23 protein-coding genes are annotated in these 24,382 nt (G+C 68.5%); 13 read left to right on the forward strand and 10 right to left on the reverse strand.

What is annotated here, in order from left to right:
• Window positions 1-16 precede the first annotated feature (16 nt).
• Window positions 17-1,363 (reverse strand): 4-aminobutyrate--2-oxoglutarate transaminase, encoded by a 1,347-nt coding sequence (gene gabT, locus ACT3SZ_RS02555; protein ID WP_444616413.1) that lies wholly within the window; start codon window positions 1,361-1,363, stop codon window positions 17-19.
• Between the two features lie 128 nt (window positions 1,364-1,491).
• Here gabT and ACT3SZ_RS02560 point away from each other — a divergent pair, with 128 nt between their 5' ends.
• Entirely contained in the window at window positions 1,492-3,036 is a 1,545-nt protein-coding gene (locus ACT3SZ_RS02560) for a helix-turn-helix domain-containing protein (RefSeq protein ID WP_444616415.1), read from the forward strand.
• A 110-nt stretch (window positions 3,037-3,146) separates the two neighbouring features.
• Here ACT3SZ_RS02560 and ACT3SZ_RS02565 read toward each other — a convergent pair whose 3' ends face one another.
• A complete protein-coding gene (locus tag ACT3SZ_RS02565) occupies window positions 3,147-3,995 on the reverse strand; it encodes an NAD(P)H-binding protein (protein WP_444616417.1) in 849 nt (282 codons plus the stop codon).
• A gap of 125 nt (window positions 3,996-4,120) precedes the next feature.
• Here ACT3SZ_RS02565 and ACT3SZ_RS02570 point away from each other — a divergent pair, with 125 nt between their 5' ends.
• The gene (locus tag ACT3SZ_RS02570) at window positions 4,121-5,041 is read left to right on the forward strand and encodes a helix-turn-helix transcriptional regulator (protein WP_444616419.1); all 921 of its coding nucleotides are present in this window, start codon (window positions 4,121-4,123) and stop codon (window positions 5,039-5,041) included.
• Here the strand turns inward: ACT3SZ_RS02570 and ACT3SZ_RS02575 are convergent.
• A complete protein-coding gene (locus ACT3SZ_RS02575; protein WP_444616421.1) occupies window positions 5,038-5,808 on the reverse strand; it encodes a nuclear transport factor 2 family protein in 771 nt (256 codons plus the stop codon). The two genes, ACT3SZ_RS02570 and ACT3SZ_RS02575, sit on opposite strands and share 4 nt — an antisense overlap.
• A gap of 28 nt (window positions 5,809-5,836) precedes the next feature.
• Window positions 5,837-7,270 carry a gamma-aminobutyraldehyde dehydrogenase gene (locus tag ACT3SZ_RS02580; RefSeq protein WP_444616423.1) on the reverse strand — a complete coding sequence of 478 codons (1,434 nt, stop codon included), beginning with the start codon at window positions 7,268-7,270 and terminating at the stop codon, window positions 5,837-5,839.
• A 95-nt stretch (window positions 7,271-7,365) separates the two neighbouring features.
• Here ACT3SZ_RS02580 and ACT3SZ_RS02585 point away from each other — a divergent pair, with 95 nt between their 5' ends.
• Both ACT3SZ_RS02585 and ACT3SZ_RS02590 read left to right on the forward strand, forming a co-directional pair.
• On the forward strand, window positions 7,366-8,823 hold the full coding sequence (locus tag ACT3SZ_RS02585) for a GntR family transcriptional regulator (RefSeq protein WP_444616425.1): 1,458 nt from the start codon (window positions 7,366-7,368) through the stop codon (window positions 8,821-8,823).
• Window positions 8,816-10,225: an aldehyde dehydrogenase family protein gene (locus ACT3SZ_RS02590; RefSeq protein ID WP_444616427.1), complete on the forward strand. Its 1,410-nt coding sequence runs from the start codon at window positions 8,816-8,818 to the stop codon at window positions 10,223-10,225. Before ACT3SZ_RS02585 ends, ACT3SZ_RS02590 begins: the two co-directional genes overlap by 8 nt.
• A gap of 18 nt (window positions 10,226-10,243) precedes the next feature.
• Here the strand turns inward: ACT3SZ_RS02590 and ACT3SZ_RS02595 are convergent, their stop codons facing one another.
• From ACT3SZ_RS02595 to ACT3SZ_RS02605, 3 genes are all read right to left on the reverse strand, one after another.
• Entirely contained in the window at window positions 10,244-11,332 is a 1,089-nt protein-coding gene (locus ACT3SZ_RS02595) for a PrpF domain-containing protein (RefSeq protein ID WP_444616429.1), read from the reverse strand.
• 19 nt (window positions 11,333-11,351) lie between these two features.
• Window positions 11,352-12,614, reverse strand: coding sequence for an SLC13 family permease (locus ACT3SZ_RS02600; RefSeq protein WP_444616430.1), 1,263 nt, complete (start codon window positions 12,612-12,614; stop codon window positions 11,352-11,354).
• 77 nt (window positions 12,615-12,691) lie between these two features.
• Window positions 12,692-13,639: an alpha/beta hydrolase family protein gene (locus ACT3SZ_RS02605; RefSeq protein ID WP_444616432.1), complete on the reverse strand. Its 948-nt coding sequence runs from the start codon at window positions 13,637-13,639 to the stop codon at window positions 12,692-12,694.
• Between the two features lie 160 nt (window positions 13,640-13,799).
• Here ACT3SZ_RS02605 and ACT3SZ_RS02610 point away from each other — a divergent pair, with 160 nt between their 5' ends.
• The gene (locus tag ACT3SZ_RS02610) at window positions 13,800-13,976 is read left to right on the forward strand and encodes a hypothetical protein (RefSeq protein WP_444616434.1); all 177 of its coding nucleotides are present in this window, start codon (window positions 13,800-13,802) and stop codon (window positions 13,974-13,976) included.
• Between the two features lie 109 nt (window positions 13,977-14,085).
• On the opposite strand, the gene ACT3SZ_RS02615 is transcribed toward ACT3SZ_RS02610, so the two are convergent.
• On the reverse strand, window positions 14,086-14,790 hold the full coding sequence (locus tag ACT3SZ_RS02615; RefSeq protein WP_444616436.1) for a GntR family transcriptional regulator: 705 nt from the start codon (window positions 14,788-14,790) through the stop codon (window positions 14,086-14,088).
• A 134-nt stretch (window positions 14,791-14,924) separates the two neighbouring features.
• Between ACT3SZ_RS02615 and ACT3SZ_RS02620 the strand changes: the two genes are divergently transcribed.
• The 3 genes from ACT3SZ_RS02620 to ACT3SZ_RS02630 are packed head-to-tail and all read left to right on the forward strand — an operon-like array spanning window position 14,925 to window position 19,056.
• Window positions 14,925-17,033 carry a glucose PTS transporter subunit IIA gene (locus ACT3SZ_RS02620; RefSeq protein ID WP_444616438.1) on the forward strand — a complete coding sequence of 703 codons (2,109 nt, stop codon included), beginning with the start codon at window positions 14,925-14,927 and terminating at the stop codon, window positions 17,031-17,033.
• 11 nt (window positions 17,034-17,044) lie between these two features.
• Window positions 17,045-17,845, forward strand: a complete 801-nt coding sequence (nagB, locus tag ACT3SZ_RS02625; RefSeq protein WP_444616439.1) for a glucosamine-6-phosphate deaminase — start codon at window positions 17,045-17,047, stop codon at window positions 17,843-17,845.
• Window positions 17,842-19,056 (forward strand): N-acetylglucosamine-6-phosphate deacetylase, encoded by a 1,215-nt coding sequence (locus tag ACT3SZ_RS02630; RefSeq protein ID WP_444616441.1) that lies wholly within the window; start codon window positions 17,842-17,844, stop codon window positions 19,054-19,056. Before nagB ends, ACT3SZ_RS02630 begins: the two co-directional genes overlap by 4 nt.
• Here ACT3SZ_RS02630 and ACT3SZ_RS02635 read toward each other — a convergent pair.
• The gene (locus ACT3SZ_RS02635; protein WP_444616443.1) at window positions 19,043-20,365 is read right to left on the reverse strand and encodes an MFS transporter; all 1,323 of its coding nucleotides are present in this window, start codon (window positions 20,363-20,365) and stop codon (window positions 19,043-19,045) included. The genes ACT3SZ_RS02630 and ACT3SZ_RS02635 overlap by 14 nt on opposite strands.
• An 80-nt stretch (window positions 20,366-20,445) precedes the next feature.
• On the opposite strand from ACT3SZ_RS02635, the gene ACT3SZ_RS02640 reads away from it, so the two are divergent.
• From ACT3SZ_RS02640 to ACT3SZ_RS02650, 3 genes are all read left to right on the forward strand, one after another.
• Window positions 20,446-21,045 carry a TetR/AcrR family transcriptional regulator gene (locus ACT3SZ_RS02640; RefSeq protein WP_444616445.1) on the forward strand — a complete coding sequence of 200 codons (600 nt, stop codon included), beginning with the start codon at window positions 20,446-20,448 and terminating at the stop codon, window positions 21,043-21,045.
• Window positions 21,046-21,584: 539 nt separating this feature from the next.
• A complete protein-coding gene (locus ACT3SZ_RS02645) occupies window positions 21,585-22,214 on the forward strand; it encodes a ClpP family protease (RefSeq protein WP_444616447.1) in 630 nt (209 codons plus the stop codon).
• Between the two features lies 1 nt (window position 22,215).
• Window positions 22,216-22,821, forward strand: a complete 606-nt coding sequence (locus ACT3SZ_RS02650; RefSeq protein WP_444616449.1) for a ClpP family protease — start codon at window positions 22,216-22,218, stop codon at window positions 22,819-22,821.
• On the opposite strand, the gene ACT3SZ_RS02655 is transcribed toward ACT3SZ_RS02650, so the two are convergent.
• Entirely contained in the window at window positions 22,793-23,122 is a 330-nt protein-coding gene (locus ACT3SZ_RS02655) for a helix-turn-helix domain-containing protein (RefSeq protein ID WP_444616451.1), read from the reverse strand. The two genes, ACT3SZ_RS02650 and ACT3SZ_RS02655, sit on opposite strands and share 29 nt — an antisense overlap.
• Window positions 23,123-23,214: 92 nt before the next feature.
• On the opposite strand from ACT3SZ_RS02655, the gene ACT3SZ_RS02660 reads away from it, so the two are divergent.
• Window positions 23,215-23,787, forward strand: a complete 573-nt coding sequence (locus ACT3SZ_RS02660; RefSeq protein ID WP_444616453.1) for a dihydrofolate reductase family protein — start codon at window positions 23,215-23,217, stop codon at window positions 23,785-23,787.
• A complete protein-coding gene (locus tag ACT3SZ_RS02665) occupies window positions 23,780-24,376 on the forward strand; it encodes a pyridoxamine 5'-phosphate oxidase family protein (RefSeq protein WP_444616455.1) in 597 nt (198 codons plus the stop codon). Before ACT3SZ_RS02660 ends, ACT3SZ_RS02665 begins: the two co-directional genes overlap by 8 nt.
• The last annotated feature ends 6 nt before the right edge of the window (window positions 24,377-24,382 follow it).

A 24,382-nucleotide genomic window follows, 5' to 3' on the forward strand; every position in this document is an offset into this window, starting at 1 on the left:
CCTGTATTCTTCTCGTCTACTTGCCTACACCGTTATTGCGGATCGCGTCGGCGAGCACGCCGAGCCCATCGCGCAGCAGGTCCTCGCCGATGACGAGCGGCGGCAGCAGGCGCACGACGTTGCCGTCCATCCCGCAGGTCAGGATCAGGACGCCGCGGGCCTTGCACGCCTCGGCGATGGCCTTGGTCGTCGCGGCGTCCGGACGCCCGTCGGCGTCGACGAACTCCAGGGCGATCATCGCGCCGCGGCCGCGGACCTCGGCCAGACCGGCACCGGCCGACTCGCCGACCAGCGGCTCGAGCACCTCACGCACGATCTGCTCGATCTCGCGGGCGCGGCCGTTGAGGTCGAGCTCCTCCATCTGGTCGATGGAGGCCAGCGCGGCGGCGCAGGCGACGGGGTTGCCGCCGTAGGTGCCGCCGAGCCCGCCGGGGTGCGGGGCGTCCATGATCTCGGAGCGTCCGACGACCGCGGACAGCGGCATGCCGCCGGCGACGCCCTTGGCGATGGTGACCAGGTCGGGGACGACGTCCTCGTGGTCGGAGGCGAACCAGTCGCCGGTGCGGCACATGCCGGCCTGGATCTCGTCGGCGACGAAGACGACGTCGTTGGCGCGGCACCACTCGACGATGGCGGGCAGGAAGCCCTCGGCCGGGTCGATGAACCCGCCCTCGCCCTGGATCGGCTCGATGACCACGCAGGCCAGGTTGGACGCGCCGACCTGCTGCTCCAGCGCGGTGATGGCGCGCTCGGCGGCCTCGGCGCCGGTGAGGTGGTCGCGCAGCGGGTAGGACACCGGCGCGCGGTAGACCTCGGAGGCGAAGGGCCCGAAGCCGGACTTGTAGGGCATATTCTTCGCGGTCATGGCCATCGTGAGGTTGGTACGACCGTGGTAAGCGCGGTCGAAGACGGCCACGCCGTTGCGTCCGGTGTAGCTGCGGGCGATCTTCACGGCGTTCTCCACGGCCTCGGAGCCGGAGTTGAACAGCACCGTGCGCTTGTCGTGGTCGCCCGGGGTGATCTCGGCGAGCTTCTCGGCGACGCGGATGTAGGACTCGTAGGGCGAGATCATGAAGCAGGTGTGGGTGAAGTGCGCCGCGGCGTCACTGACGGCCTCGACGACGGCCGGGTTGGACGCACCGACGGTGGTCACGGCGATGCCGGAGGCGAAGTCGACGAAGGAGTTGCCGTCCGCGTCGAGCAGGACGCCGCCGTCGGCGTCGACGACGTAGTGCGGCAGGTTCGGGGTGACGGCGCGCGGGACGACGGCGTCGCGGCGAGCGGCCAGCGCCTCGCTCTTCGGGCCGGGCGCGGTGGTGGTGGTCGTGCGCTCCTGCGGGAGGCGGTAGGTGAGGTCCTGCATGGGGAGGCTCCTTCTCTCTTCTGTCTCGTCTGTCTCGTTCTTCCGTTGCCGCCATTATGCGTGCCGACGTGACCTGGACGACATGGCCATACAGGCGAATTTTGCGTTGCAGAATGTACAATATGGCCATGTCCGACGATCTGACTCTGGCCTGGCTGCACGCCCAACGTGACCTCGACCTGCGCCCCGTTGCCGGTACGGGTGTACCAGGAGCCGAGTTTTCGGTGATCCAGCCGACCGAGCTGACCGACCCGCGCGAGTTCCTGCAGCCTCGCGCCGTGGTGCTCACCGTCGGCGTGGCCCTCACCCCGGATCGCGTGGGCCGGGAGGACCCCTTCCCCGACTACGTCCGACGCCTCGCTGAAGCACAGGTCACCGCCATCGGCTTCGGCACCGGCCTCTTCTTCCCCACCGTGCCGTCCTCCCTGGTCACGACCGCGCGCGAGCACGGCATCGCGGTGATCGAGGTGCCGCGCCACACCGCGTTCATCTCGATCCTCAACACGGTGCTCGAGGAGCGCGCCCGGCGCGGCCGCCGGGAGCAGGAACGCCTGGTCGTCGTGCAGGAGAAGCTGAGCACCGCCGCCGTCGACGGCGGGTTGGACGCCCTGCTCGCCGCGACCTCCCGCCACCTGGACGCCGCGGTGGCGGTCACCGACGACGACGGTCGGCTGCACGGCCGGCAGGACGCCGGGGCGTTGTCCGCGGTCGCGACCGCGCGCCGGCAACGCGACAGTGGTGCGGACGTGGGGACGGACGCAGGTTCCGACAGCTGGCGTCTGACCCAGCGCATGACGCCGCAGGGCGAACGCTTCCACCTGATCACGGTGCTGGCGTCCCACCCGTTCTCCCCGCACGACCGGGCGGTGCTCAAGCACGCCGCCGGCCTGGCGGACATCCTGCTGCAACGCCCCGCCTACCTGCGGCGCAGCCGCACGGAGTTGAACACCCTGGCCATCCAGCTGCTGCTGGGCGTGCGCGGGGAGGACGGCACGAGGCCGGTGGGTGGCATCCTCGACGAGGCGTCCGACAGCGACGGGCGGGTCCGCCCCACCGTGGTCACGGCCGACCGACCCCGCGAGTTGGACGCCGCCCTGGCGGAGGCCGACGAGCGTTCCGCGCGGGCGGGACGCCACCTGTTCGTCACCGGGCTGGACGCCACCACCGCGTTGCTGCTGTTCCGTGGGTCGCGCCGCATCGACGAGATCGCCGGAGGTTTCGGCCCGGCCGCCGCGCGCGTCCGCGTCGCCGTGGGCGAACCCGTGGCCTGGGGCGAGGTGACCATGGAGCGTGTGCGACGCCTCGAGACTGCCGCCCGCACCCTGACACCCGGCAGCCACGTGGGCCCGTACGGGGCGGGTGCGGACTGGCTGGAGCAACCGGCGGTACGCGACGCGCTGGACCGACGTGCCAGCGAGACCATCGACCGCCTGCGCGTCGAGGGATCCGGCGGCCAGACCAGCAACGAGCTGACGGACACCTTGCTGGCCTGGCTCCGCGCCGGCGGCAAGGTCGCCACCACCGCCGACGCCCTGGGCGTGCACCGGCATACGGTCCGCACCCGCCTGGACCGCATCGCGCAGATCTGCGAGGTCGATCTCGACGACCCGGTCGTGCGGGCCGAGCTCCTGCTCGTCACTGTCACCCGTACTGCAGAGGCATCCAAGTCGTAGAGGCGGAGAGCTACGAGCCAGCGCCATGTCATCTCAGTCATTGCCCAAGCAGCTTTTCGGGCATTTTCCTGCCTGGGCAATGACACAGATGACATCGGTGCCCGGACCGCCTACACACCGAAGTCGTCGCGGTGGAGCTCGCACCACCGACGGAAGGTGCGCGGTGCGACGCCGGTGACGTTGCGGACATCGTCGGTGAGCACGCCGGAGCGTCCTGCGCGGAACAGTTCCTGCAGGTCCTGCAGGCCACGGGCCTGCGGCCCGGGGGTGCCGGCCGCGATGGACGCCTCGGCGAGCTCGCCGGGGGTGCAGTCGGCGACGTCGATCTGGCGTCCGAGCACGTCGGCGAGGATCCGCACCTGTTCACGCGTGCTCAACGCCTCCGGACCGTTGAGAATGTAGCCGTGGCCGCGGTGCGTCGGGTCGGTCATCACCACCGCGGCGACACGGGCGATGTCGTACGGGTCGACCGGTCCGGTCAGGCCCTCGTCGGTCGGATTGGGGACGGGCCGTCCGGCGGTGATCGCTTCGCGCCACCACAGCGCATTCGTGGTCAGCGTATTGGGACGCAGGTAGGTGACCTCCAACGACGAGCTGCGCAGGACCTCGTCGCGGGCATTGATCGCCGCCCCGATCACCGGCATCGGGTGCAGCACCGTACCGATCGAGGACAGCACCACGACGTGGGTCACCCCGGCCGCCGTCGCCGCGTCCACCAGCGTCTCCGCCTGGGCCGGCGATGGTGTGGCCTGCATGAAGAAGACGGTGTCGACACCCTCGCAGGCGGCGCGCAGCGCCTCGGCGTCGTCCAGGTCTCCGACGGCAAGTTCCACCTCCTCCGGCAGGTGCGACGCCCGGGCAGGATTGCGCACGTAGGCGCGCACGGCGTGGCCCTGCCCGGCGAGGATGGTGGCGAGCTCGCCGCCGACGTTGCCGGTGGCCCCGGTGATGAGAAACATGGTGCTCCTTGGGTGTTGGTGTCTCTGTTCCCTGTACCTCCTCCACACTGCCCGCCGCGCGATGGAACAGCCTGGCCCCGTTCGTCCCCCTTTCGACCGGCCTCTCGCGCGGTACCCTGAACTCCATGAACAGCACCGACGAACTCGGCGCACTGCTGCGCGCCTGGCGGGGCCGACTGCAACCCTCCGACGTCGGTTCCCCCTTCGGCGACCACTCCACCCGCACTCCCGGGCTGCGCCGCGAGGAGGTCGCCTGGCTCGCCGGAGTCTCCGCCGACTACGTCAAACGCATCGAGCAGGGACGCGCCCGCCCCACCGCGGACGTAGTGCGTGCCCTGGCACGCGCGCTGCAAGCGTCCGACGACGAGACGGCAGTGGCGCTACGCGTCGCCGGGCACACCGGGGACGTGCGCGCCCTGGTGCCCCGGACGATCACCCCGAGCGTGCGCAGGCTGCTCGACCGGTTGGACGACACACCCGTCGGCGTCTTCGACGCCACCTGGACCCGGCTCGACCACAACGCCCCCTGGGCCGCGCTGACCGGGGATGGGACGGGTGACGGGACGGGTGACGGGAGAGGTGCTGGCGAACCGGCGATGAACGACAACCTGGTGTGGCGCCATTTCCTCGGCGACGGCGACCGCGTCCTCCACCCCGACCTCGATGCCTACCGTGCCTCGCTCACTGCCGACCTGCGCCGCGTGCACTCCCTGCACCCCACCGACCCGGACCTCACGACCCTGGTCGCCACCCTGCGCGCGCACAGCGACACCTTCGCCACGATGTGGGATACCGCCGAGGTCGGTGACCACGGCGATCAGCGCAAGACCGTGGTGCACCCGGACGTCGGAGCCGTGGAGCTGGACTGCGACGTCGTGGACGTCAACAGTGGCGGCGGTGCCGGGCTGCACCTGGTGATCTTCACCGCCGCGCCCGGGTCCGATGCCGCCAGGAAACTTGCGGTGCTGGCTGGTGGCTCAGATGACATGCGGCCCCGGGGTGAGAACACCCCAGGGCCGATGCGCTACTTCATGGACTCCAATTAGAAGATCCCGTGATCGTGCAAGGCGTCCTCATCCTTCGGCACCTCGGCGATGGCATCCCACATCTCGGTGAGCACTCCATTTTCCCAGTGCCAGAGTTCCGCATATGAGTGCCGACTTCCCGCGATGGAGCCCTCCGAGTGGGTGAACACGAACTGGCCGTCCGCCACCGTGCGGTGGATCTGGTCGTAGACCAGGCCTTCCCCCTTCGCCTTCAGCTCGCTGAGGAAGTCGATGACGGCATCCGTGCCATCCGCAATGTCCGGACTGTGCTGGCGGAACACTCCATCCTCGGTGAACCGACGGAACCCCTCGTAGTCAGCGCCGATCAAGGACTCGGTGAAGAACTGCACTGCTCGTTCCCGATTGGCCTCCGCGTCTTCCGAACGATTCACCTCGGTGGGGCCGTCGAGCTGCGTGCGCCCACTGGCATTCGCTTCCGCAACTGGGACAAGTGAGTCCCAATGCTCGGCGAGTTTCCCATTCTCCACGCGGTAGATGTCGAACCCGACGAGATCGGTCTCATCAAGGCCCGAGAATCGTCCATGGAGGACGACGAAGTCTCCGTCCTCCAGGAGCCTGGCGTTCTCGTAGCCGATGGCATCGCCTGCATCCTCCACCATCGTGCGCAGACCATCACGGTCGCCTGCGATCAGCGGTGAGTGCTCCACGAAATCATCGGCGAAGGCCGACTCGAGCACACCGACCTCACCACGATCGAAGAGGGCATTGTGGGTATCAAGGACAAATTGTCCGTGTGTTCCTGACATGTCTCTATCTCCTTTTCGTGATCCGGTGCTAGTCGATTGTGCTCATGATGTGCTTGACCCGGGTGTACTCCTCGAGGGCATACATCGACAGATCCTTGCCATAGCCGGAGTTCTTGAAGCCACCGTGGGGCATCTCCCCAGTCAGCGGGATGTGCGTGTTGATCCAGACGGTTCCGAATTCAAGGTCTCGGGAGAGCCTCAGGGTACGGGCATGATCCTTGGTCCACACGCTGGAGGCGAGTCCGTACTCGACACCATTGGCCTTCGCCACAGCATCGTCCTCATCGCTGAACGTCTGCACAGTGATCACCGGTCCGAAGATCTCGTCCTGGATGGCCTCATCGTCCTGCTTGAGACCATCGACAACAGTCGGCTCGAAGAAGAAGCCAGCCCGGTCAATCCGCTTACCACCGGTGACAACCGTGGCGTGGGACGGCAGACGATCAATGAAACCGGCGACCCGGTCAAGCTGGTTGGCGTTATTCAACGGTCCGTAGAGGATGTCGTCCTCATCGGGCTCGCCGACCTTGACCTCCTGAACTTCCTTCTTGAGCGCAGCAAGGAAATCATCATGCACCGACTCGTGGACGATCACGCGGGTTGCTGCGGTGCAGTCCTGCCCTCCATTGAAAAGGCCTGCCTCCGCCGTGGTGGACGCTGCGGCCGCAATGTCCGCGTCATCGAAGACGACGACCGGGGCCTTACCGCCAAGTTCAAGGTGCGCCTGGGTCAGGTTGGCCGCCGCAGAGGTCGCAACCTGCACGCCGGCGCGTACGGAACCGGTGATCGAGACAAGTGCCGGCGTCTTGTGGCCGACGACCAGCGACCCGGTTTCCGCATTTCCGAGCACAACATTGAACGTGCCCGCCGGGAGGAACTCAGCAGCGATTTCAGCCAACAGGAGCGTGCTCTCCGGCGTAGTGTCGCTGGGCTTGAGAACGATCGTATTGCCACCCGCCAGAGCAGGCGCGATCTTCCAGACGGCCATCATGAGCGGGTAGTTCCACGGTGTCACCTGACCGACGACGCCGACTGGCTCGCGTCGGATCTGGGAGTTCAGCCCCTCCATGTACTCTCCCGATGCACGTCCATCGAGGATCCGTGACGCGCCGGCGAAGAATCGAAGCTGGTCGACAGAGACATCGACCTCTTCAGTGGCCACCAAATACTTTGGCTGACCGGTGTTCCGCGACTGTGCCTCGACGATTTTGTCCTTGTTCGCGGCGAGCGCATCTGCGATCCCGAGAATTGCCTCCTGGCGCTGGGAGGGAGTGGCCCGACCCCACTGCTTCGCGGCATCGGCCGCGGAGGCATAGGCGCTATCGACATCGGCGCTGTTGGAGATGGGCGATGTGCCGTTGACCTCCCCGCTGACGGGGTTGACAAGGTCGAAGGTGTCGTTACCGGAAGCAGCAACGTAGCTCCCGCCGATGAAATTCTTGAGAGTGGTGTCCGTGGTCATGACGACCTCCTGGGAGTGGTGTTCGAAGGTGTGGCGTGGAAAACATCTAACCTCTAGGTGTTAGATTTACTTTCACCCTACTACTATGTGGAAGCGTGTCAAGGTTTCCGTCCACAAGGCCCATCGATCCGCTCACCCACACCGTGCTGCGTCCCGTCCCGGGCGTGTCCCGCAGTTCGGCGATCTCCACGTGCCTACGCAACGCGATCATCCTCGGCATCTTCACCGAAGGGCAGCAGATACCCAACGAAACCGCACTGACCCGGATTTTCGATGTCGCACCCATGACCATTCGCGAAGCGCTCACGTCCCTGCGCGCCGATGGATTGATCGTCACCCGGCGCGGTAGATCCGGCGGGAGCTTCGTCTCCGCTGATGCATCCACCACGCTGGTCATGGTGGATCCCACAGCGTCCATGTTCGACGCCACCGAGGTCGCGCACCACGTCAGCGCTATCAGTGGCAAGGCCGCGGCCCTCGCCGCTGAGCGCGCTTCTGCCGAGGAGGTCCGTGACCTTGCGGCAGCTGCAGCCCGGTTCGACGAGATGTCGGCGCACGAACCGACACTTCTGCCGGCAGCCCAGGCTGCAGCACAAGTTGCAGTTCAACTCGCCCGCGCATCGCAATCCCCCCGACTCACGAGAGAGGTCATCGCTTCTCAGATCGAATGGATCCCCTGGGCCGTCCGCGCCGCGGAAGCCCGCACACTGCAGGCCGGACGCACCGACAAGCACCAGAAGGCGTTCGACGGCCTCGCCGATGCAGTGCTCCATCGCGACGGAGCCAAGGCCCGAACCCAGGTCGAGGAGTACATCGCTCGCCAACTCACAGACCTGACCCCGGCCCTCAGCCCACGGGTCACAACGCCGGAGGCCGCTCAGGCGGCAGCGGGTCGGCTCGCCGAACTGCTCACCGCGATCACGCAGGCTGTCGTCGCCGTGTCCGAAAGGGTTCCGGATCATGATTTCGGCACCGCGCTCTTCGACGCATGCGCCGAACAACTGCAGAATCACCCTCTGCTGTCCGGAATAGGCCTGGCAGCCGCTCCTGACAGCGGCCGAGAATCAGTGGACTGGTTCGTCCGCGAATCCCCGCGAGGTGCTCTGCAACCGGAGCGCATTCGGCGTCGAGGCGTGGACCTCTCCGCCTCCGCACCCGGAGAAGAAGGCTACCGAGGTTTCGACTGGTACACGCTGCCCGCATCGCGTGGTCAGAGCACGGTGGTCGGGCCATACGTCGACTTCCTCTGCGGAGACGAATACACCCTGACCCTGTCCGTGCCTGCAGTCCATGACGGCATATTCACCGGCGTTTTCGTCGCTGACGTCTCCGTCGATGCCATCGAGCACGAGTTGCTCCCCCACCTCTCGGGCGCGGAGTCCCCACTGGTGGTCGCTCATGTCGATGGACGTGTGCTTGTCTCCACCGACGTCAATGCCCCCGTTGGAACCGTCCTGGACAAGGGCACTTTCACAATCGCAGCCACTGCAGACCCCTTTCCGTACCAGGTAGTCTCGCTGCCAGATCAAGCAGAAGGAGAACATCATGTCTGAATCCACCATGAGCAACCCCTACCGCAGCATCGACGTCGCCACCGGCACCGTCCTGTCCGAGCACAACCACGCCACGGACGCCGAGATCAGCTCCGCGCTGGACTCCGCGCACGCCGCCGCGGCGTCCTGGGCGCAGACGCCCCTCGAGGAGCGCGCAAAGATCGTCACCCGCGTCGCCGACCATTTCGCCGAACGGCAGGACGAACTGGGGGCGATCATCACCCGTGAGATGGGCAAGCCCGTCGCCGAGGCACCCGGGGAGGCCGAGTTCAGCGGCGACATCTTCCGCTACTACGCCACCCACGCCGCGAAACTCACCGAGGACCTCGTGATCGAGGACTCCGCCGAGTCGCGCAGCGTTGTGCAGCGTCGGCCCGTCGGCACGCTGCTGGGCATCATGCCCTGGAACTACCCCTACTACCAGGTCGCCCGTTTCGCCGCGCCGAACCTGATGCTGGGCAATACGATCCTGCTCAAGCACGCCGAGAGCGTGCCGGAGTCCGCCCTGGCCATCCAGAAGATCATGGATGAGGCCGGCGTGCCGGAAGGCGTGTACGCCAACATCTTCGCCACCCATGACCAGATCGCCACGGTCATCGAAGACCCCCGCGTGCAGGGTGTCTCGTTGACCGGTTCGGAGCGTGCCGGCGCCGCGATCGCCGCGCAGGCGGGTGCGGCATTGAAGAAGGCCGTCCTCGAGCTCGGCGGTTCCGACCCCTACGTGATCCTGTCCAGCGACGACATCCGCGCCGCGGCGCGCAACGCCCTGGAGATCCGCCTGGAGAACACCGGCCAGGCCTGCAACTCCAACAAGCGCATCATCGTGCACGAGGACATCTACGACGAGTTCGTCGACGAGGCAGTGCACATCATCGGCGCGCTGAAGCCGTCCGACCCGGCGAAGGTCGACGACGTGCTGACCGCGTTCGGCCCGATGTCCTCGGAAGGTGCCGCAGACAAGATCGTCTCGCAGATCGGCGCTGCCGTGGAGTCCGGTGCGACGCTGCGCACCGGCGGTGAGCGTGTCGGTGGCGAGCACGCCGACGGGTTCTTCGTGTCCCCGGCGGTAATCACCGACATCGAGGTCGGCTCCGACATCTACTACGAGGAGTTCTTCGGACCGGTGGTACAGGTGTACAAGGTGTCCTCCGATGAGGAGGCGCTGACCCTGGCCAACGACACCCAGTACGGTCTGGGTTCCTCGGTCTACGCCACCGAGGAGGGACGCGCCGAGAAGTTCGCCGAGGGCCTGGAGGCCGGCATGGTCGGCGTGAACCAGCCCGCCCCGGAGACCGAGGAGATGCCCTTCGGCGGGGTGAAGCGCTCCGGTTACGGCCGCGAGCTCGGCCCGCTGGGCATGGACGAGTTCGTGAACAAGCGCCTGTACTCGGTAAAGAAGTAGGCCGGACGGCGCATCCGCCTACTCCGGCAGGTACGCCGTCCCCGTCATGATGGTGCGCGCGGTGCGCGCCATCCCGGCCGACACCAGCGCCCCGTCGGACGTCTCCGCCAGGACGGTGACCGTCCCCTTCGGGTGCCGGATGGTCGTCTCTGACCGCGTTCCGTCCGGCAGGACGGCGTCCATCACCGTCCCCGGCATCGCCGCCGCCGACCCGAGGGCGAGCGCCGCCGTCGCCGGAATCGCATGATGGACGACGCCCATCGAGGTCACACGCACGACCACGTCTGAATCGTCGGCACCGCGCGTCCCGCGTGCGACGCACGCGACCTTCGGGACGACGGCACTCTCGGGCAGCCCCATGCGCCTCGCGGCGTCCTGCCGCAGGTGTTCGATGCGCTCCAGCATCCCGGTGTCGGAGTTGAGTTCGTCCCGGCTGAGCGTCACGTCCACGCCGACCTCGTGGGCGTCGACGATGACCAGCGGGTTCGTGACGTCCACCAGGGTGGCGCGCACGCCGCTGTCGAGCACGGTCACGGACCCCAGCGGGAGCACCGACCCGGTCGTCTCCCCGCCGGGCTCCAGGAAACTCAGGTCGATGCGGGGCCCGGGGCGTCCGGCGCCGGACATCTCGTAGTCGCCGTCGCGCGGAAGTCTCCCGTCCTCCAGCGCGTGGTCCAGCACGAAGACCGCGCCGGTGTTGGCGTTCCAGACCCGCAGCGTCGTGCGGTCGCCGCTCCGCTCGACGAGCCCCTCGTCCAGCGCGAAAGCGCTCACCGCGGCACTCAGGTTGCCGCAGTTTCCCGCCCACTCCACCGTGGTCGAGGTGACCGCGGGCTGTGCGAAGACGCTGACGAGGTCCACGTCGGCGGGGCAGGAACCGTGCCACGGCAGGCCGGCCAGATCGTCCGGCACGCCGACCGCCATGACCTTCGTATTCGACGACGCCCCGCCGCCCAGCCCGTCGACGGCCAGCGGATCCGGGCCGCCGGTGAGGCCCACGCACAGGGCGTCGCGGGCGCGGGCGTCCCGCGGCAGGTCACGCAACCGGACGAAGACGCCACGACTCGTGCCACCGCGCATCACCGATACGGGAATCTCATTTGCCATGGTGTTCATCCTGCACGAGTCACAGCCCGGCGACCAGCGGGACGATGCACAGCACGCCCGGGACCACCGCCGTCATGCAGAGGGCGGTGACCAAGAACGTCCGGAAGACGTCGTTCTGCCGCTTCACCTCGGCGTTGCCCACCACCAGCGTGCCGGCAATGTGGATCGGGTTCATGACCATGAGCCCGGAGGGGATCGCGACCGCGGCCACGACCCAGAAGATCGCCGGCGAATCGCCGAAGAAGCCGAACACCAGCGGCATCGTCATGCTCAGCACGCCCAGCGCCGAAGACTCCACATTGCACAGCAGCGCGGTGAGGTACGCCAGCACCAGAAGCAGCAGCGCACCGGCCGCCGCGCCACCGAGGGCGTCCTGAATCGCGTCGATCGTGCCGGTCGACTGCAGCAGCCCCAGGTACGTGAGCAGACCGCCGATCAGCAGGACGGCGCTCCACGGCACCTGGTCGAACATCCCGCCCTGCGACGGCCGGAAGACCAGTTGGAGCACCGCGGCGACCGCCATGGACGTAAGCCCCACGTCCAGACCGAACACCACCACGCAGACGATGAAGATACCCAGGCCCACCAGCGAACTGACGGCGTAGACCTTGTTCTTCACCTGCGCGGGACCCTTGCCCTCCTCGACCTGCGCGGCCTGCGGCTCGATGAGGAACTTCCCCTTGCGTCCCAGGGCGGCGAAGACGACCTGCAGGACGGCGAGAGCGACCGCGGTCACGACGACCGCGACCGCCCACAGGCCCCATTCGGAGTAGGTCACCCCGGCGTCCGACGCGAGCCTGCTGATCGTGGCACCCGTGGGGTTCAGCGGGGACATCCCGAGCGCGACCGCGCCCAGGATGACGCCCAGCTCATTGATCAGGTAGGTGCCCCGGTAGCTCACGGAAATGAACGCGACGAGCGGGACGAGGACGGCGATCGGCCCCGTACTGAACACGCCGACCGTGGACAGGAACCCGCCCAGCAGGAACCCCACCCACGGGATCAGCGACTTACGGTCGCCCACGACACGGAACGCCCCGTCGATCACCCAGTGGATGGAACCACTGAGCTGCAGGTGGCTGAACATCAGGGACACCCCGATGATCAGCACCACGAGGCTGGCGGGGAACGCCTCGTACATCTCGTCCACGTCCGCGCCGGAGACCAGCACCAGCACGAAAGCCGCCCCGAGGGACAGCGTGCCGATGTTGACCTTCTTCCAGACCGCCAACAACAGGACGACGATCAACAACACCAGGGACAACGTCTGCGAAAAGGTCACTCGAGCTCCTACAACTAGTTTAGATACTTAACTGTAGTTGTTAGAGCGTGTGACGCAAACCGGCGAGGCGCCGGAATCTAGCGTCGCGACCGCGCCGTCTGGTCATAGACCGTGTAGTAGTCCGCGCGCACCAGGCCACGATCCCGGACCCGGAAAGCCTCACGGACACCCTGGTCGCCGCGCAGGTTGCCGTCCAACCAGGCAGTCATCAGCGTGAAGAACCGCCCCTGATAATCCACCGGTGCGGTGGTGACCGGGCCCAGGTGATCGGTACCGCGCACCCCGACGATGGTCTGGTGCTTGTGCTCGGCGAGCGCGTGCATCGCCTGGTGCGACACCCCGCCCAGACCGTAGGCGTCGTTCTCGCCGTACATGATCAGGAACGGCAGATTGTCCGGCACCAGCGGCTCCGCGGCGTAGTAGTTCGCCGGCAGCCCCATCGCCACCGCGCCCGCCAGGCGGAACCCGGGGATCTGCGCGCCGAGGGCCGGGACCACCCCGCCCTGCGTCGCCGACGCCCACATCGATGCCCCCGCACCGGCGGAGTAGCCGACCAACGCGCTGCGGGAGAAGTCCGCCCGGCGCGCCAGCTCCCCGGCGCGTCCCTGCGTGATCTCCAGCCCGAGGCTGCTCAGGTGCGCCTCCGGGGTGACGAAGGTCAGATTCGCCGCACCGTAGCCGATACGCACCGCATACCCGCGGGACGCCAGCTTCTTCGCGTAGTTCTCCCCGAAGTACCGCCCGTCGCCGCCCACGCCGGCGGTCATCAGGACGAAGGGGAACTTCTGGTTCGGGTCCGACGAGCGCGGGACGAAATCACGGTGGCCGAACTGGAGCACCGGCACCCCGCCGGGGCCGAACGGCGGCGGCGCCCACTGGCCGGACTCGGAGACGCTGTAGCGTCCTCCCCCGGCGTAGTCGGAGTAGGCGGGGACAGCAGGGGCGGCGTGGGCGGTGCCGGACAGGATGAGAAGCCCAGCAAGGGACAGTGCGACTGCCCGACGGAGAACCTTGAAACCAGTCATGGAGACATTCTCACCAGCGCGCCGTCGGTGCGCCTGTCGGTGATGTTGTTCCCGACCCCGACCATAAGCGCAGGTGATGAAGTGTGCGCAGCCTCCCTTGCTACGCTGGTCCAGTCACCCCGGCAGTCTGTGCCGGACCCCGCCTGCTGGAAGGACCACCATGACCGCCGGACGAATGAACGCGCTGGCCTGGGTCGCCGAGATCCTCGGCCTGATCATCGTCTTGCTCGGTGTACTCAGCGTGCTGCCCGACCGGTTCCTCATCGCCGGCCTGCTGCTCATGGTCGTGGGCATCCTGGCCAAGGTGCGCTCCAACAAAATGGGCCGCCAAGGCTGACGCCTTAGGCCTTAGCCTGCGGCCCAAAAGTGTTACCACTTATCCGGGACGCCGAACCGCAAAACCGCAGGTCGCGGAAAACGGCACCGTCGAAAAGTGGTAACACTTTCTAGCGATCACCCAGCCGCCGCCGCGACACGAACTGGTAGCGGTCGCCGCGGAACGCCGACTCCGTCCACTCCACCCGCGAACCGTCCTCACTGAAGCCGGTACGGTGCACCAGCAGCAGCGGCAGTCCCGTCGCCACCCGGAGCAGGTTGGCACGCACCGGATTGCACGGCACGGTCTCCACCACGTCCTCCACCTCGACGATCCCCATCTCGTACTCCTCGGCGAGCATGCGGTACAGCGAGTCCTGCGCCTCCAACCGGTCGGTCAGTTCGGTGAGGTCGCCGGGCAGGTGCACGGTCTCGTGGGCGAGCGGTTCACCGTCCACGGTGCGCAGCACCTCGAAGCGGGTGATCAGTGCACCGTCCTCGAGCCGCAGGTGCTCGGCCACGCTGTCGGATGCCTGTTCGCAGCGCGCCGAGAGCACCACGCGTCCGGGACGCCAGCCCTCGGACTCGGCGTTGCTGGAGAACGACACCTGCGGCAGCAGCAGCATCTTCGGGGAGGCCACGAAGGTGCCACTGCCCTGGGTGCGTTCCAGGCGTCCGTCGGAGACGAGTTCGCCGATGGCCTGACGCACGGTGGTGCGTGACGTGCCGAAACGCTCGGCCAGTTCGCGTTCGGTGGGGACGGCGGTGCCCGGGTCAAGGTCGTCGATGAGCTCGAGGATCTGACTCTTGACCAGGTAGTACTTGGGCACCTTCATGCGACCACCGTACCGGGGGCGGGTGTAGCCCAAATAATCCACCCGCCGACGTGACCCTTGACACCATGAATTGGTCTAGTCCAATATGGGCGGTACTGGCCCACCCTGGGTCCCACCCACGCGAGGAGAATCCCATGCCCGTCCTCACTCCCCGACCACCCACCGGCGAAACCCCGGCCGAGAAGCGCGGCGGCCTGCGCATCCCCGGGTTCGCCCAACTCCAGAGGCTCGGCAAGAGCCTCATGCTGCCGATCGCCCTGCTCCCCGCCGCCGGCATCCTGCTGCGCCTCGGGCAGGACGACATGCTCGGCGGCACCGACATCCCCGTCATCGGCCCGTTCTTCGATTCGATGAGCGCCGCCGGTGACGGCATCTTCGGCAACCTCGCCATCCTCTTCGCCGTCGGTGTGGCCATCGGCTTCGCGAAGAAGGCCGACGGTTCCACCGCCTTGGCCGCCGTCGCCGGCTACCTGGTGATGACCTCCGTCTTCGACTCCATGTCCCCCGTCGTCCTGGAGGGCGTGGAGGACGCCGCGGGCGACCAGGCGATGATCGACTACAGCGTCTTCGGCGGCATCATCGTCGGCCTGATCACCGCCTGGCTGTTCGACCGCTACCACAACATCGAACTGCCCCCGTACCTGGGATTCTTCGGCGGACGACGCTTCGTGCCGATCGTCGTGTCCCTCACGGTGCTGTTCGTCAGCTTCGCGATGGCCTATGCGTACCCGCTGTTCAACAGCGGCCTGACCTCCGTCGGCCAGTTCATCGCCGGCTCGGGCGCGCTGGGCGCGTTCGTCTACGGTTTCGCCAACCGCATGCTCATCCCGCTGGGCCTGCACCACATCCTCAACACCTTCATCTGGTTCATCTACGGCGACTACGAGGGTGCCAATGGCCTGGTCACCGGCGAGCTCAGCCGCTTCGCCGCCGGCGACGAGACCGCTGGCCTGCTGACCTCCGGTTTCTACCCGGTCCTGATGTTCGGTCTGCCCGCCGCGGCCCTGGCGATGATCCACGTCGCCAAGCCGCGTCAGCGCACGGTGGCCGTGGGCATCTTCGGCGCCGCCGGCCTCACCGCCTTCCTCACCGGCGTGACCGAGCCGCTGGAGTTCGCGTTCATGTTCCTGGCGTTCCCGCTGTACGTGATCCACGCCGTGCTCACCGGCCTGTCCCTGGCGGTGGCGCACCTGCTGGACATCCACCTGGGCTTCTCCTTCTCCGCGGGCCTGATCGACCTGCTGCTCTACGGTCGCGCACCGGCGGCGCACAATATCCTGCTGTTGGTGGCCCAGGGCCTGATCTTCGCGGTGCTGTACTACGTGATGTTCCGCTTCGCGATCACCCGCTGGAACCTGCGTCTGCCCGGCCGCGTGCCGGACGACGAGTACGAGGCGTCCCTCGCCGCACAGGAGTCGCAGGACGCTGAAACGTCCGGCGCAGCGTCCGGCACGCAGCGTGCCGAGCGGCTCATCGCCGCATTCGGCGGACGCGACAACCTGGTCGGCGTCGACGCCTGCATCACCCGTCTGCGCATGGAGGTCGCCGACAAGTCGGCGGTGGACAAGGGCGCGCTGAGCGCCCTCGGCGCCGCCGGCGTCCTGGAGGTCGGCAATAACGTACAGGCCGTGTTCGGCACCCAGTCGGACGTCCTGAAGGACGAGATCAACGCCGCGCTCGCCGGCCCCGCGCCGGCCGCCGCGCCCGCCGCAGCACCGGCTCCAGTCGTCGAGACCGAGACCGCGGCCGAAGAGGCCGAACCCGCCGGCCCCACGCTGGTCCGCGCCCCGGTCCAGGGCCGCACCGTCGCCCTGTCGGAGGTGCCGGACAAGACCTTCGCCGCCGGCACCGTCGGCCCGGGCCTGGCCATCGAGCCCACAATCACCGCCGGCACCGACGGCATCGTCGAGGCCGTCGCCCCGGTGTCCGGCAAGCTCATGCAGCTGCTGCCCCACGCCTACGCCATCATGACCGACGACAAGACCGCCGTGCTCGTCCACCTCGGGCTGGACACGGTGAAGCTCAAGGGCGAGGGGTTCACCCTCCACGCCGCCAAGGGCGACCGTGTGGTCCAGGGCCAGCCGGTGATCACCTACGACGTCGCCTCCGTCGAGGCCGCCGGGTACCCCACCGTCGTTCCGGTCGTCGTGATGGACGCCCGCGGCGCCAGCGTCGACGAGATCGCCGAGCCGTCCGCCCCGGTGTCCACGATGCGTCCCCTGTTCACCGTCACCAAGAAGTAGGAGAACCCACCATGGAGATCATCATCCTGCCCGGCAGCGCGCAGGACGCCGCAGGTGCCGCCGGCGCGCTGGCCGGCAGGGCCGTCGCGACGCTGCTGGAGCGCAAGCCGGACGCCGTCCTCGGGCTCGCCACCGGGTCGTCCCCCCTGCCCGTCTACGACGACCTCGTCGCCCGCCACGATGCCGGCGAGCTCTCCTTCGCCCGCGCCCGCGCCTTCACCCTCGACGAGTACGTGGGTCTGGCCGCCGGGCACCCGGAGCGCTACGCCACCGTGATCCGGCGCGAGTTCACCTCCCGCGTGGACTTCGCCGACGACGCCGTACAGGGCCCCGACGGCCTGGCCGAAGACATCCCCGCGGCCTGCCTCGCCTACGACGACGCCATCCGCGCCGCCGGTGGCGTTGACCTGCAGATCCTCGGCATCGGCACCGACGGCCACATCGGCTTCAACGAGCCGGGCTCCTCGCTGGCCTCGCGCACGCGCATCAAGACGCTGACCCACCAGACCCGTGTCGACAACGCCCGCTTCTTCGACGACGACCTGGCCAATGTCCCCACCCAGTGCCTCACCCAGGGGCTCGGCACGATCATGGAGGCCCGCCACATCGTGCTCGTGGCCACCGGCCAGAACAAGGCCGAGGCCGTGCACCAGCTCGCCGAGGGCGGGGTGAGCGCCCTGTGGCCGGCGACGATCCTGCAGCACCACCCGCACGTCTCCGTCCTGGTGGACGAGGCCGCGGCCGGACGCCTGCAGCTCGCCGACTACTACCGCGCGACCTACGCCGCCAAGCCCGTCTGGCAGGGCCTGTGAGCACGCTCATCACCGCCGACGTCCTGGTCACCGGCGACGAGGTCCTGCGTCCCGGCTGGATCGAGGTCACCGGGGACACGGTGAGCGCCCTCGGCGCCGGCGCGCCGCCACAGAAAGCGCAGGACGTGCAGGACGCCGCGACGGCGCAGGACGTGCTGGCGCTCGGCGAGGTCACCGTCGTGCCCGGGTTCGTGGACATGCACGTCCACGGCGGCGGGGGCGGGGCGTTCCCCGTCGCCACCGACGAGGAGACCGCCACGGCCGTGGCGATGCACGCCGCCCACGGCACGACCACGATCATGGCGTCGCTGGTGTCGGCGCACCCCGACGAGCTGCTGCGCGAGGTCGACGTCCTGTCGGCCCACGTCCGCGACGGCCTCGTCGGCGGCATCCACCTCGAGGGGCCGTGGCTCTCCCCGGCGAAGAAGGGCGCGCACGACCCGACCGCCCTGAGGCATCCCGGCCACCCCGACCAGCCTGACGGCGGCGAGCTCACCCGTGTGCTCGACGCCGCGCGCGGCACCGTGCGCATGGTCACCTTCGCCCCCGAGCTCGACGGGGCGTTGGACGCGGTGCGCCGCACCGTCGACGCCGGCGCGGTCGCCGCCGTCGGCCACACCGATGCGTCCTACGAACAGACCCTCGCCGCCATCGACGCCGGCGCGCGCGTGGGAACCCACCTGTTCAACGCCATGCGCCCGGTCCACCACCGCGAACCCGGCCCCGTCACCGCCCTGGTGGAGGACCCGCGGGTGACCGTGGAGATGATCGGCGACGGCGTCCACCTGCACCCCTCGCTCTACCGCGGCGTCTGCGACCTCGTCGGGCCGGACCGGGTCACCCTGGTCACCGACGCCATGGCCGCCGCGGGCATGCCGGACGGCTCCTACCGTCTCGGCACCCTCGGCGTGGACGTGACCGGCGGCGTGGCGCACGTCGCCGGCACCGACACCATCGCCGGCAGCACCGCGACGATGGACCAGCTGTTCCGCTTCGCCGTGGAACACGGGGCTGCAGATGACGGCAGCGCCGACGCCGCGCTGCTGCAGGCCGTCCGGCAGACCTCGGTCAACCCCGCCCGTGCCGTCGGCTTCCCCACCGTCGGCCTGCACGTCGGCGGACGCGCGGACCTCGTCGTGCTCGACACCGCCCTCCAGGTGTCCACGGTCATGCGCGGCGGGGAATTCCTTTCACCCCTCACGACGCGGTAGTTGCGGCCCCGCTCAGCGTCCCCGCTTCCGCTGCGTCCGAGGACGCTGCGGGCGCAGCGGGGGTCACGCGGGACGGGCTGGCGAAGGAGGCGCGCGACAGGATCACGAACGCCGCGCACAGCAGCACCAGCGCGATCCAGTAGGGAACGCCGGCGCCGATGCCGTAGAGCACACCGACGGCCAGGGGGACGACCACGCCGACGGCGTTCTGCATCCCCTGCGTCACCCCGGCGAGCCAACCCTGTTCGTCGTCGCCGACGGAGGTGGAGAGCACGCCGTTGAGCGTGGCGGTCATCGGGCCCTCGCCCGCGCCCAGCATCAGGGTGCCGGTGATCAGCAGCCACGGTTGCTGCAGCACCGACGCCAGCAGCGCCAGGGCCAGCACACCGAGTGCCTGCACCACGATGCCGCCGAGGATCACCCCGCGCTCACCGACCCGCTTGAGCAGGATGCCGAGCAGCACACCCTGGATCACGATGTCGAGCACCCCGATGCAGGAGTTCAGCAGTCCGATCTGCGTGGGTGACCAGTCGACCGTGTCCATCGCCAGCACGCTGTAGTTGTTGACGAAGAAGCTGAACGGGATCGCCACGAGCAGCAGCCCGGTCAGCAGCATACGCAGCGACGGACGGGCGAAGGCCTGCCGGAAGACGCGCAGCGGGTGGATCTGCTCCACGGTGAGCCGGTCCGTCCTGTTCTCCGGGGAGTGACTTTCGGGCAGGGCGACGAGGGTGACCACGCCGACGGTCAACGCGACCGCGGCGGTGGCGAGGACGGGCAGGTCCACGCTGTGCGCGGCGAGCAGACCGCCGAGGGCCGGCCCGATCATGAAGCCGATGCCGGTGAGGGCACCGAGCATGCCGTAACGCTTCGCGCGCTGCTCGGCCGGGGTGATGTCGGCGACGTAGGCGAACAGAGCGGGCATGTCACCAGCGGTGACGCCCTGGACCACACGTCCGAGCAGCAACAGCCAGATCGCCCCGCTGAGTGAGCCGGCGAGGAATCCGCCGAGGGCGAAGATGAGGAATCCCGCGGCGGCGCCGAAGGCCCCGATCACGATAACGGGGCGGCGTCCCCACCGGTCCGATATCCCGCCGAGGACGGGGGCGGCGAGGAAGGCGCACAACGCGTTCACCGCCTCGAGCAGGCCGACCCACAGGGCCAGGGTGCCGAAGGACGGCATGGCGTCGCGCACGACGAAGGGGAGGATCGGCAGCACGATGGTCATGCCGATCACGTTGAGCATGGTGACGGTGACGAGCATGGGCCAGGCCCAGCGGGAGGTCGCCGCGGTGTCATTGGTTGTCATGGTTCGAAACTGTACTCGGTACAGTTTCGAAGTCAATCCAGTGTTGTATCAATTACACTTCCGGCGCTAGTGTGGTGCTCATGGCAGAAGACAGCAGCGGTACCGCACCCACCCGTCGCGAGCGCAAGAAGGCCGCCACCCGACGCGCCATCGCCGACGCCGCCCTGGAACTCTTCCTCGCCCGCGGCTTCGACAACGTCAGCGTCCGCGAGATCGCCGACGCCGCCGACGTCTCCCCCACCACCGTCTTCGCCCACTTCCCCTGCAAGGAGGCCATCGCCGTCGACGAGGACGACGAGATGCGCGAGGACCTCATCGCCGCGGTCACCGACCGGCCGGACGGCACGAGGATCCCCGACGCCTTGCGGCAGTTCTACCGCGACGATGCCTGGCACGGCGACGCACCGGCCGGCTCCCACGAACGCTTCGTGAAACTCATCGACGACTCACCGTCCCTCAGCGAGTACGCCCAGCGGATGTGGCTGCGCCACGAGGGCTCCCTCGCCGACGCCATCACCGCCGACCTCGGCCTCGACGAGCCGGACGACACCATCCGCGCCTTCTGCCGCTTCGTCCTGCAGGTCCAGCTCCTCAACGCCGAATCCGGCGAGTCCCCCTCCCTCACCGACGCCGTCTTCGACCTGCTGACCCCCGGCTGGGAACGCTACCTCGACCGGTAGGGAGTGCGGTTGCGGCTACGGCCGCCCGCCTTCTCCCCTGACCCCGCGTCGCGTGCCGGATTCGTGTCTGCGCCGCCACGAAAAGACCGTATCCGGCACGCGGGCATGGATCCCACCGAGACGGCGGCACGACCACAGGCACCGCAGCAACGAAGCAGCCGAGCATTCGACCGTCCCCCAGAGACGACGCGAACCGCAGGCCTCGTCTACGACGAGTAATCCTGCGGTTCACTTCCAGCCCCTTCGCAAAAGGGTGGCTACACCAGTCAGGGTACTCCTCCACTGCCGACGCCAAGGATCTAGCGACATCACCGACGCCGCAGCGTGGCTCGCACCCCGGCCGCCGGCTCCCCCCCCTGACCCCGCGCCGCGTGCCGGATTCGTGTCTGCGCCGCCACGAAAACACCGAATCCGGCACGCGGGCATGGCTCCCATCGAGACGGCGAATCCCCAAGGTCAGCGGCCGTTCCGCTGACAGCGGATCCGCGGTCGGCAGCGCAGCCTTGCCGGGCTCCGCAACGCTGCGCAGTGTGGTCCACATGAGCGACACACAAGACCCCACCCGAACCCTCGACCAGGAGATATACCGCGACCTTTTCGAACGCCGCATCATCGTCCTCGGTGACGCGCTCGAACAGGACACCAGCAACCGACTGTGCACCTCCCTGCTGCTCCTCGCCGCACGCGACGCCAGAGCCGACGTCGTCCTGCTGATCAACTCCCCCGGCGGCTCCGTGCCCGGGATGCTCGCGATCCGCGACACCATGCGCGGCATCCCCAACGACGTCGCCACCGTGAACATCGGCATGGCCTACAGTGCCGGGCAGTTCCTGCTGTCGGCGGGGACGCCCGGGAAACGCTTCGCCCTGCCGCACGCCAAGGTGCTGCTGCACCAGGGATCCGGTGGCATCGGCGGTTCCGCACAGGACATCGAGATCCAGGCCGCCGATATGCGCCACACGCGCGACACCGTCCTGACGTGCGTTTCCGACGACACCGGCCAGCCACTCGACAAGGTCAACCATGACTCCCTCCGCGACCGCTGGTTCACCGCCAACGAGGCGAGGGACTACGGCTTCGTGGACCACGTCATCGACGACCTCGCCGTGATCACCGGCCCTGAGGCGCTCACCACCCGGCGCACCACGCTCGGACTGGGGGCGAACTGAGATGTCCAGCTACCCCATCCCCTACGTCACCACCCCGACCCCGAACGGCGAGAAGACCGTGGACATCTACAGCCGACTGCTGGACGAACGGATCGTCTACCTCGGCACGCCCGTCGACGACGGGGTGTCCAACACCGTGATCGCACAGCTCCTGCACCTGGAGAGCGACAACCCGGACGCCCCGGTGGCCCTCTACGTGAACTCCCCCGGCGGGTCGCAGTCGGCGACGATGGCGATCTACGACTGCATGCAGTTCATCCGTCCACGCGTGGAGACCACGTGCGTGGGCCAGGCCGTCGCGTCCTCCGCGCTGCTGCTCGCCGGCGGCGACCACGGGTACCGCAGCATCCTGCACAACGGCCGGGTCGTCCTGTCGTCCCCGGCGACGGAGGGCGGACGCGGGACGATACCCGACCTGATCATCGAGGCAGAGGAGATGGAGCGGATCCGGCGCCTGCAGGAGAGCGTCCTCGCCCGCCACTGCGGGAAGTCGCCCGAGCAGGTGCGGCAGGACACCGAACGCCAGCTCGTCCTGACCCCGGAGGCGGCCGTCGACTACGGCGTGGTCGACCGGGTCCTCACGCGGCGAGCAGAACCGGACCGGTAGGCACCGACGCCGAACGCACCAGTTCGAAGGACGACTTTCCCAGCGCCCCCGCCACTGCCTCGAGCACCTCCGAGGACGGGTCCTTCATCCCCCGTTCCAGTTCGGAGAGGTACTGGGGTGAGATCCCCGCACGTCCGGCGGTGTCCACGAGCCGGTCTCTGCGCACCGTGCGTTGGCGGTGGATCTCCTCGCCGAGGGCGTCGCGCCAGAGCTTCGCCGGGGTCGTATCCGGGGTCTCCACCCGCCGCCGGAAGGGGACGACGGTGGCTGCTTCGTTGCGTCCGCTGTCTTCGTCACTCATGGCCTCATCCTACGGTGACGCCCTCCCGTACGCTCGGGGTCACGCGAGACACCACCGCGAGACACCACCGCGAGACACCAGGGAGACCCGCCATGGGACAACTGATCTACTCGATGCTCGTCTCCGTCGACGGTTTCGTCGCCGACCGGGACGGCAACTTCGACTGGGCGGTGCCGGACGAGGAGGTCCTCGCCGCGATCAACGCCGACACCGCCGACGTCACCACCTACCTCTACGGCCGCCGGATGTACGAGATGATGCACGTCTGGGAGACCGATCCGGCGGCCGCCGGGCAGTCACCGCGTTCGGCGGAGTGGGCGCGGCTGTGGTGCGCGGCGCAGAAGGTCGTCTTCTCCACCACCCTGGACGAGGTGTGGACGGGCCGCACCCGCCTGGAACGCGAGCTCCGCGCGCAGGACGTCCTGGCGTTGAAGGACGGTGACGGCGACATCACCGTCGACGGTCCGACGTTGGCCGCCGAGGCGCTGCGCCTCGGCGTCGTCGACCAGGTCCACATGCTGGTCTGCCCGGTCACGGTGGGTGGCGGGTTGGCGATGCTGCCGGATCTCGCGATGGACCTGTCGTTGCGCTCGTCACGCAGCTTCGGCAACGGGATGGTGCAGCTCAAGTACGACGTCCGCGCTGTCGGGGGCGGCGATGACTGACCCGGTACGCACCTTCATCGACCATCTCGAGGACTCGCCCACGCTCATGACGCTCGCCACGGTGGGCGAGGACGGCTACCCGCGCACCCGCACGGTGAACGTCAACGGCGTACGCGCCGACGGCGGCGTCCTGTTCCACACGGACGCCAGGTCGCGCAAGGTGCGTGACCTTGACGCGCGCCCGAAGGCGTCGCTGACGGTGCTCACGCAGGACGCCTCACGCCAGGTCACCGTGGTCGGCGACGTGGTGCGCACCGACGAGGAGACCGAGCGCGCGGTGTACGCCGGCCAGCCGCGCTACCTGCAGCTGCTGGCCTGGTTGAACGACCGGGGCCTGGCGTTGGAGGAGCGTGCGGCGCGACGCCGACGGTGGGCCGAGTTCGACCACGCGCACCCCGACCTGGCAGAGCAGGACCCGCCGGACGCCTGGGCGGTGTTCGCGGTGGTGCCGCGCGAGTACCTGTTCTGGGAGGGCGACGACGAGGGGCCCTCGCGCCGCCTGCGGTACACCCGTACCAATGCCAGCACCGCCAGCACCGCCAGCACCACCAACGTCACCGACTGGCAGGTCGACGTCCTCCCCGGCTGAACCAGC

Source organism: Corynebacterium sp. AOP40-9SA-29, from assembly GCF_052377405.1.
Classification (GTDB): domain Bacteria; phylum Actinomycetota; class Actinomycetes; order Mycobacteriales; family Mycobacteriaceae; genus Corynebacterium.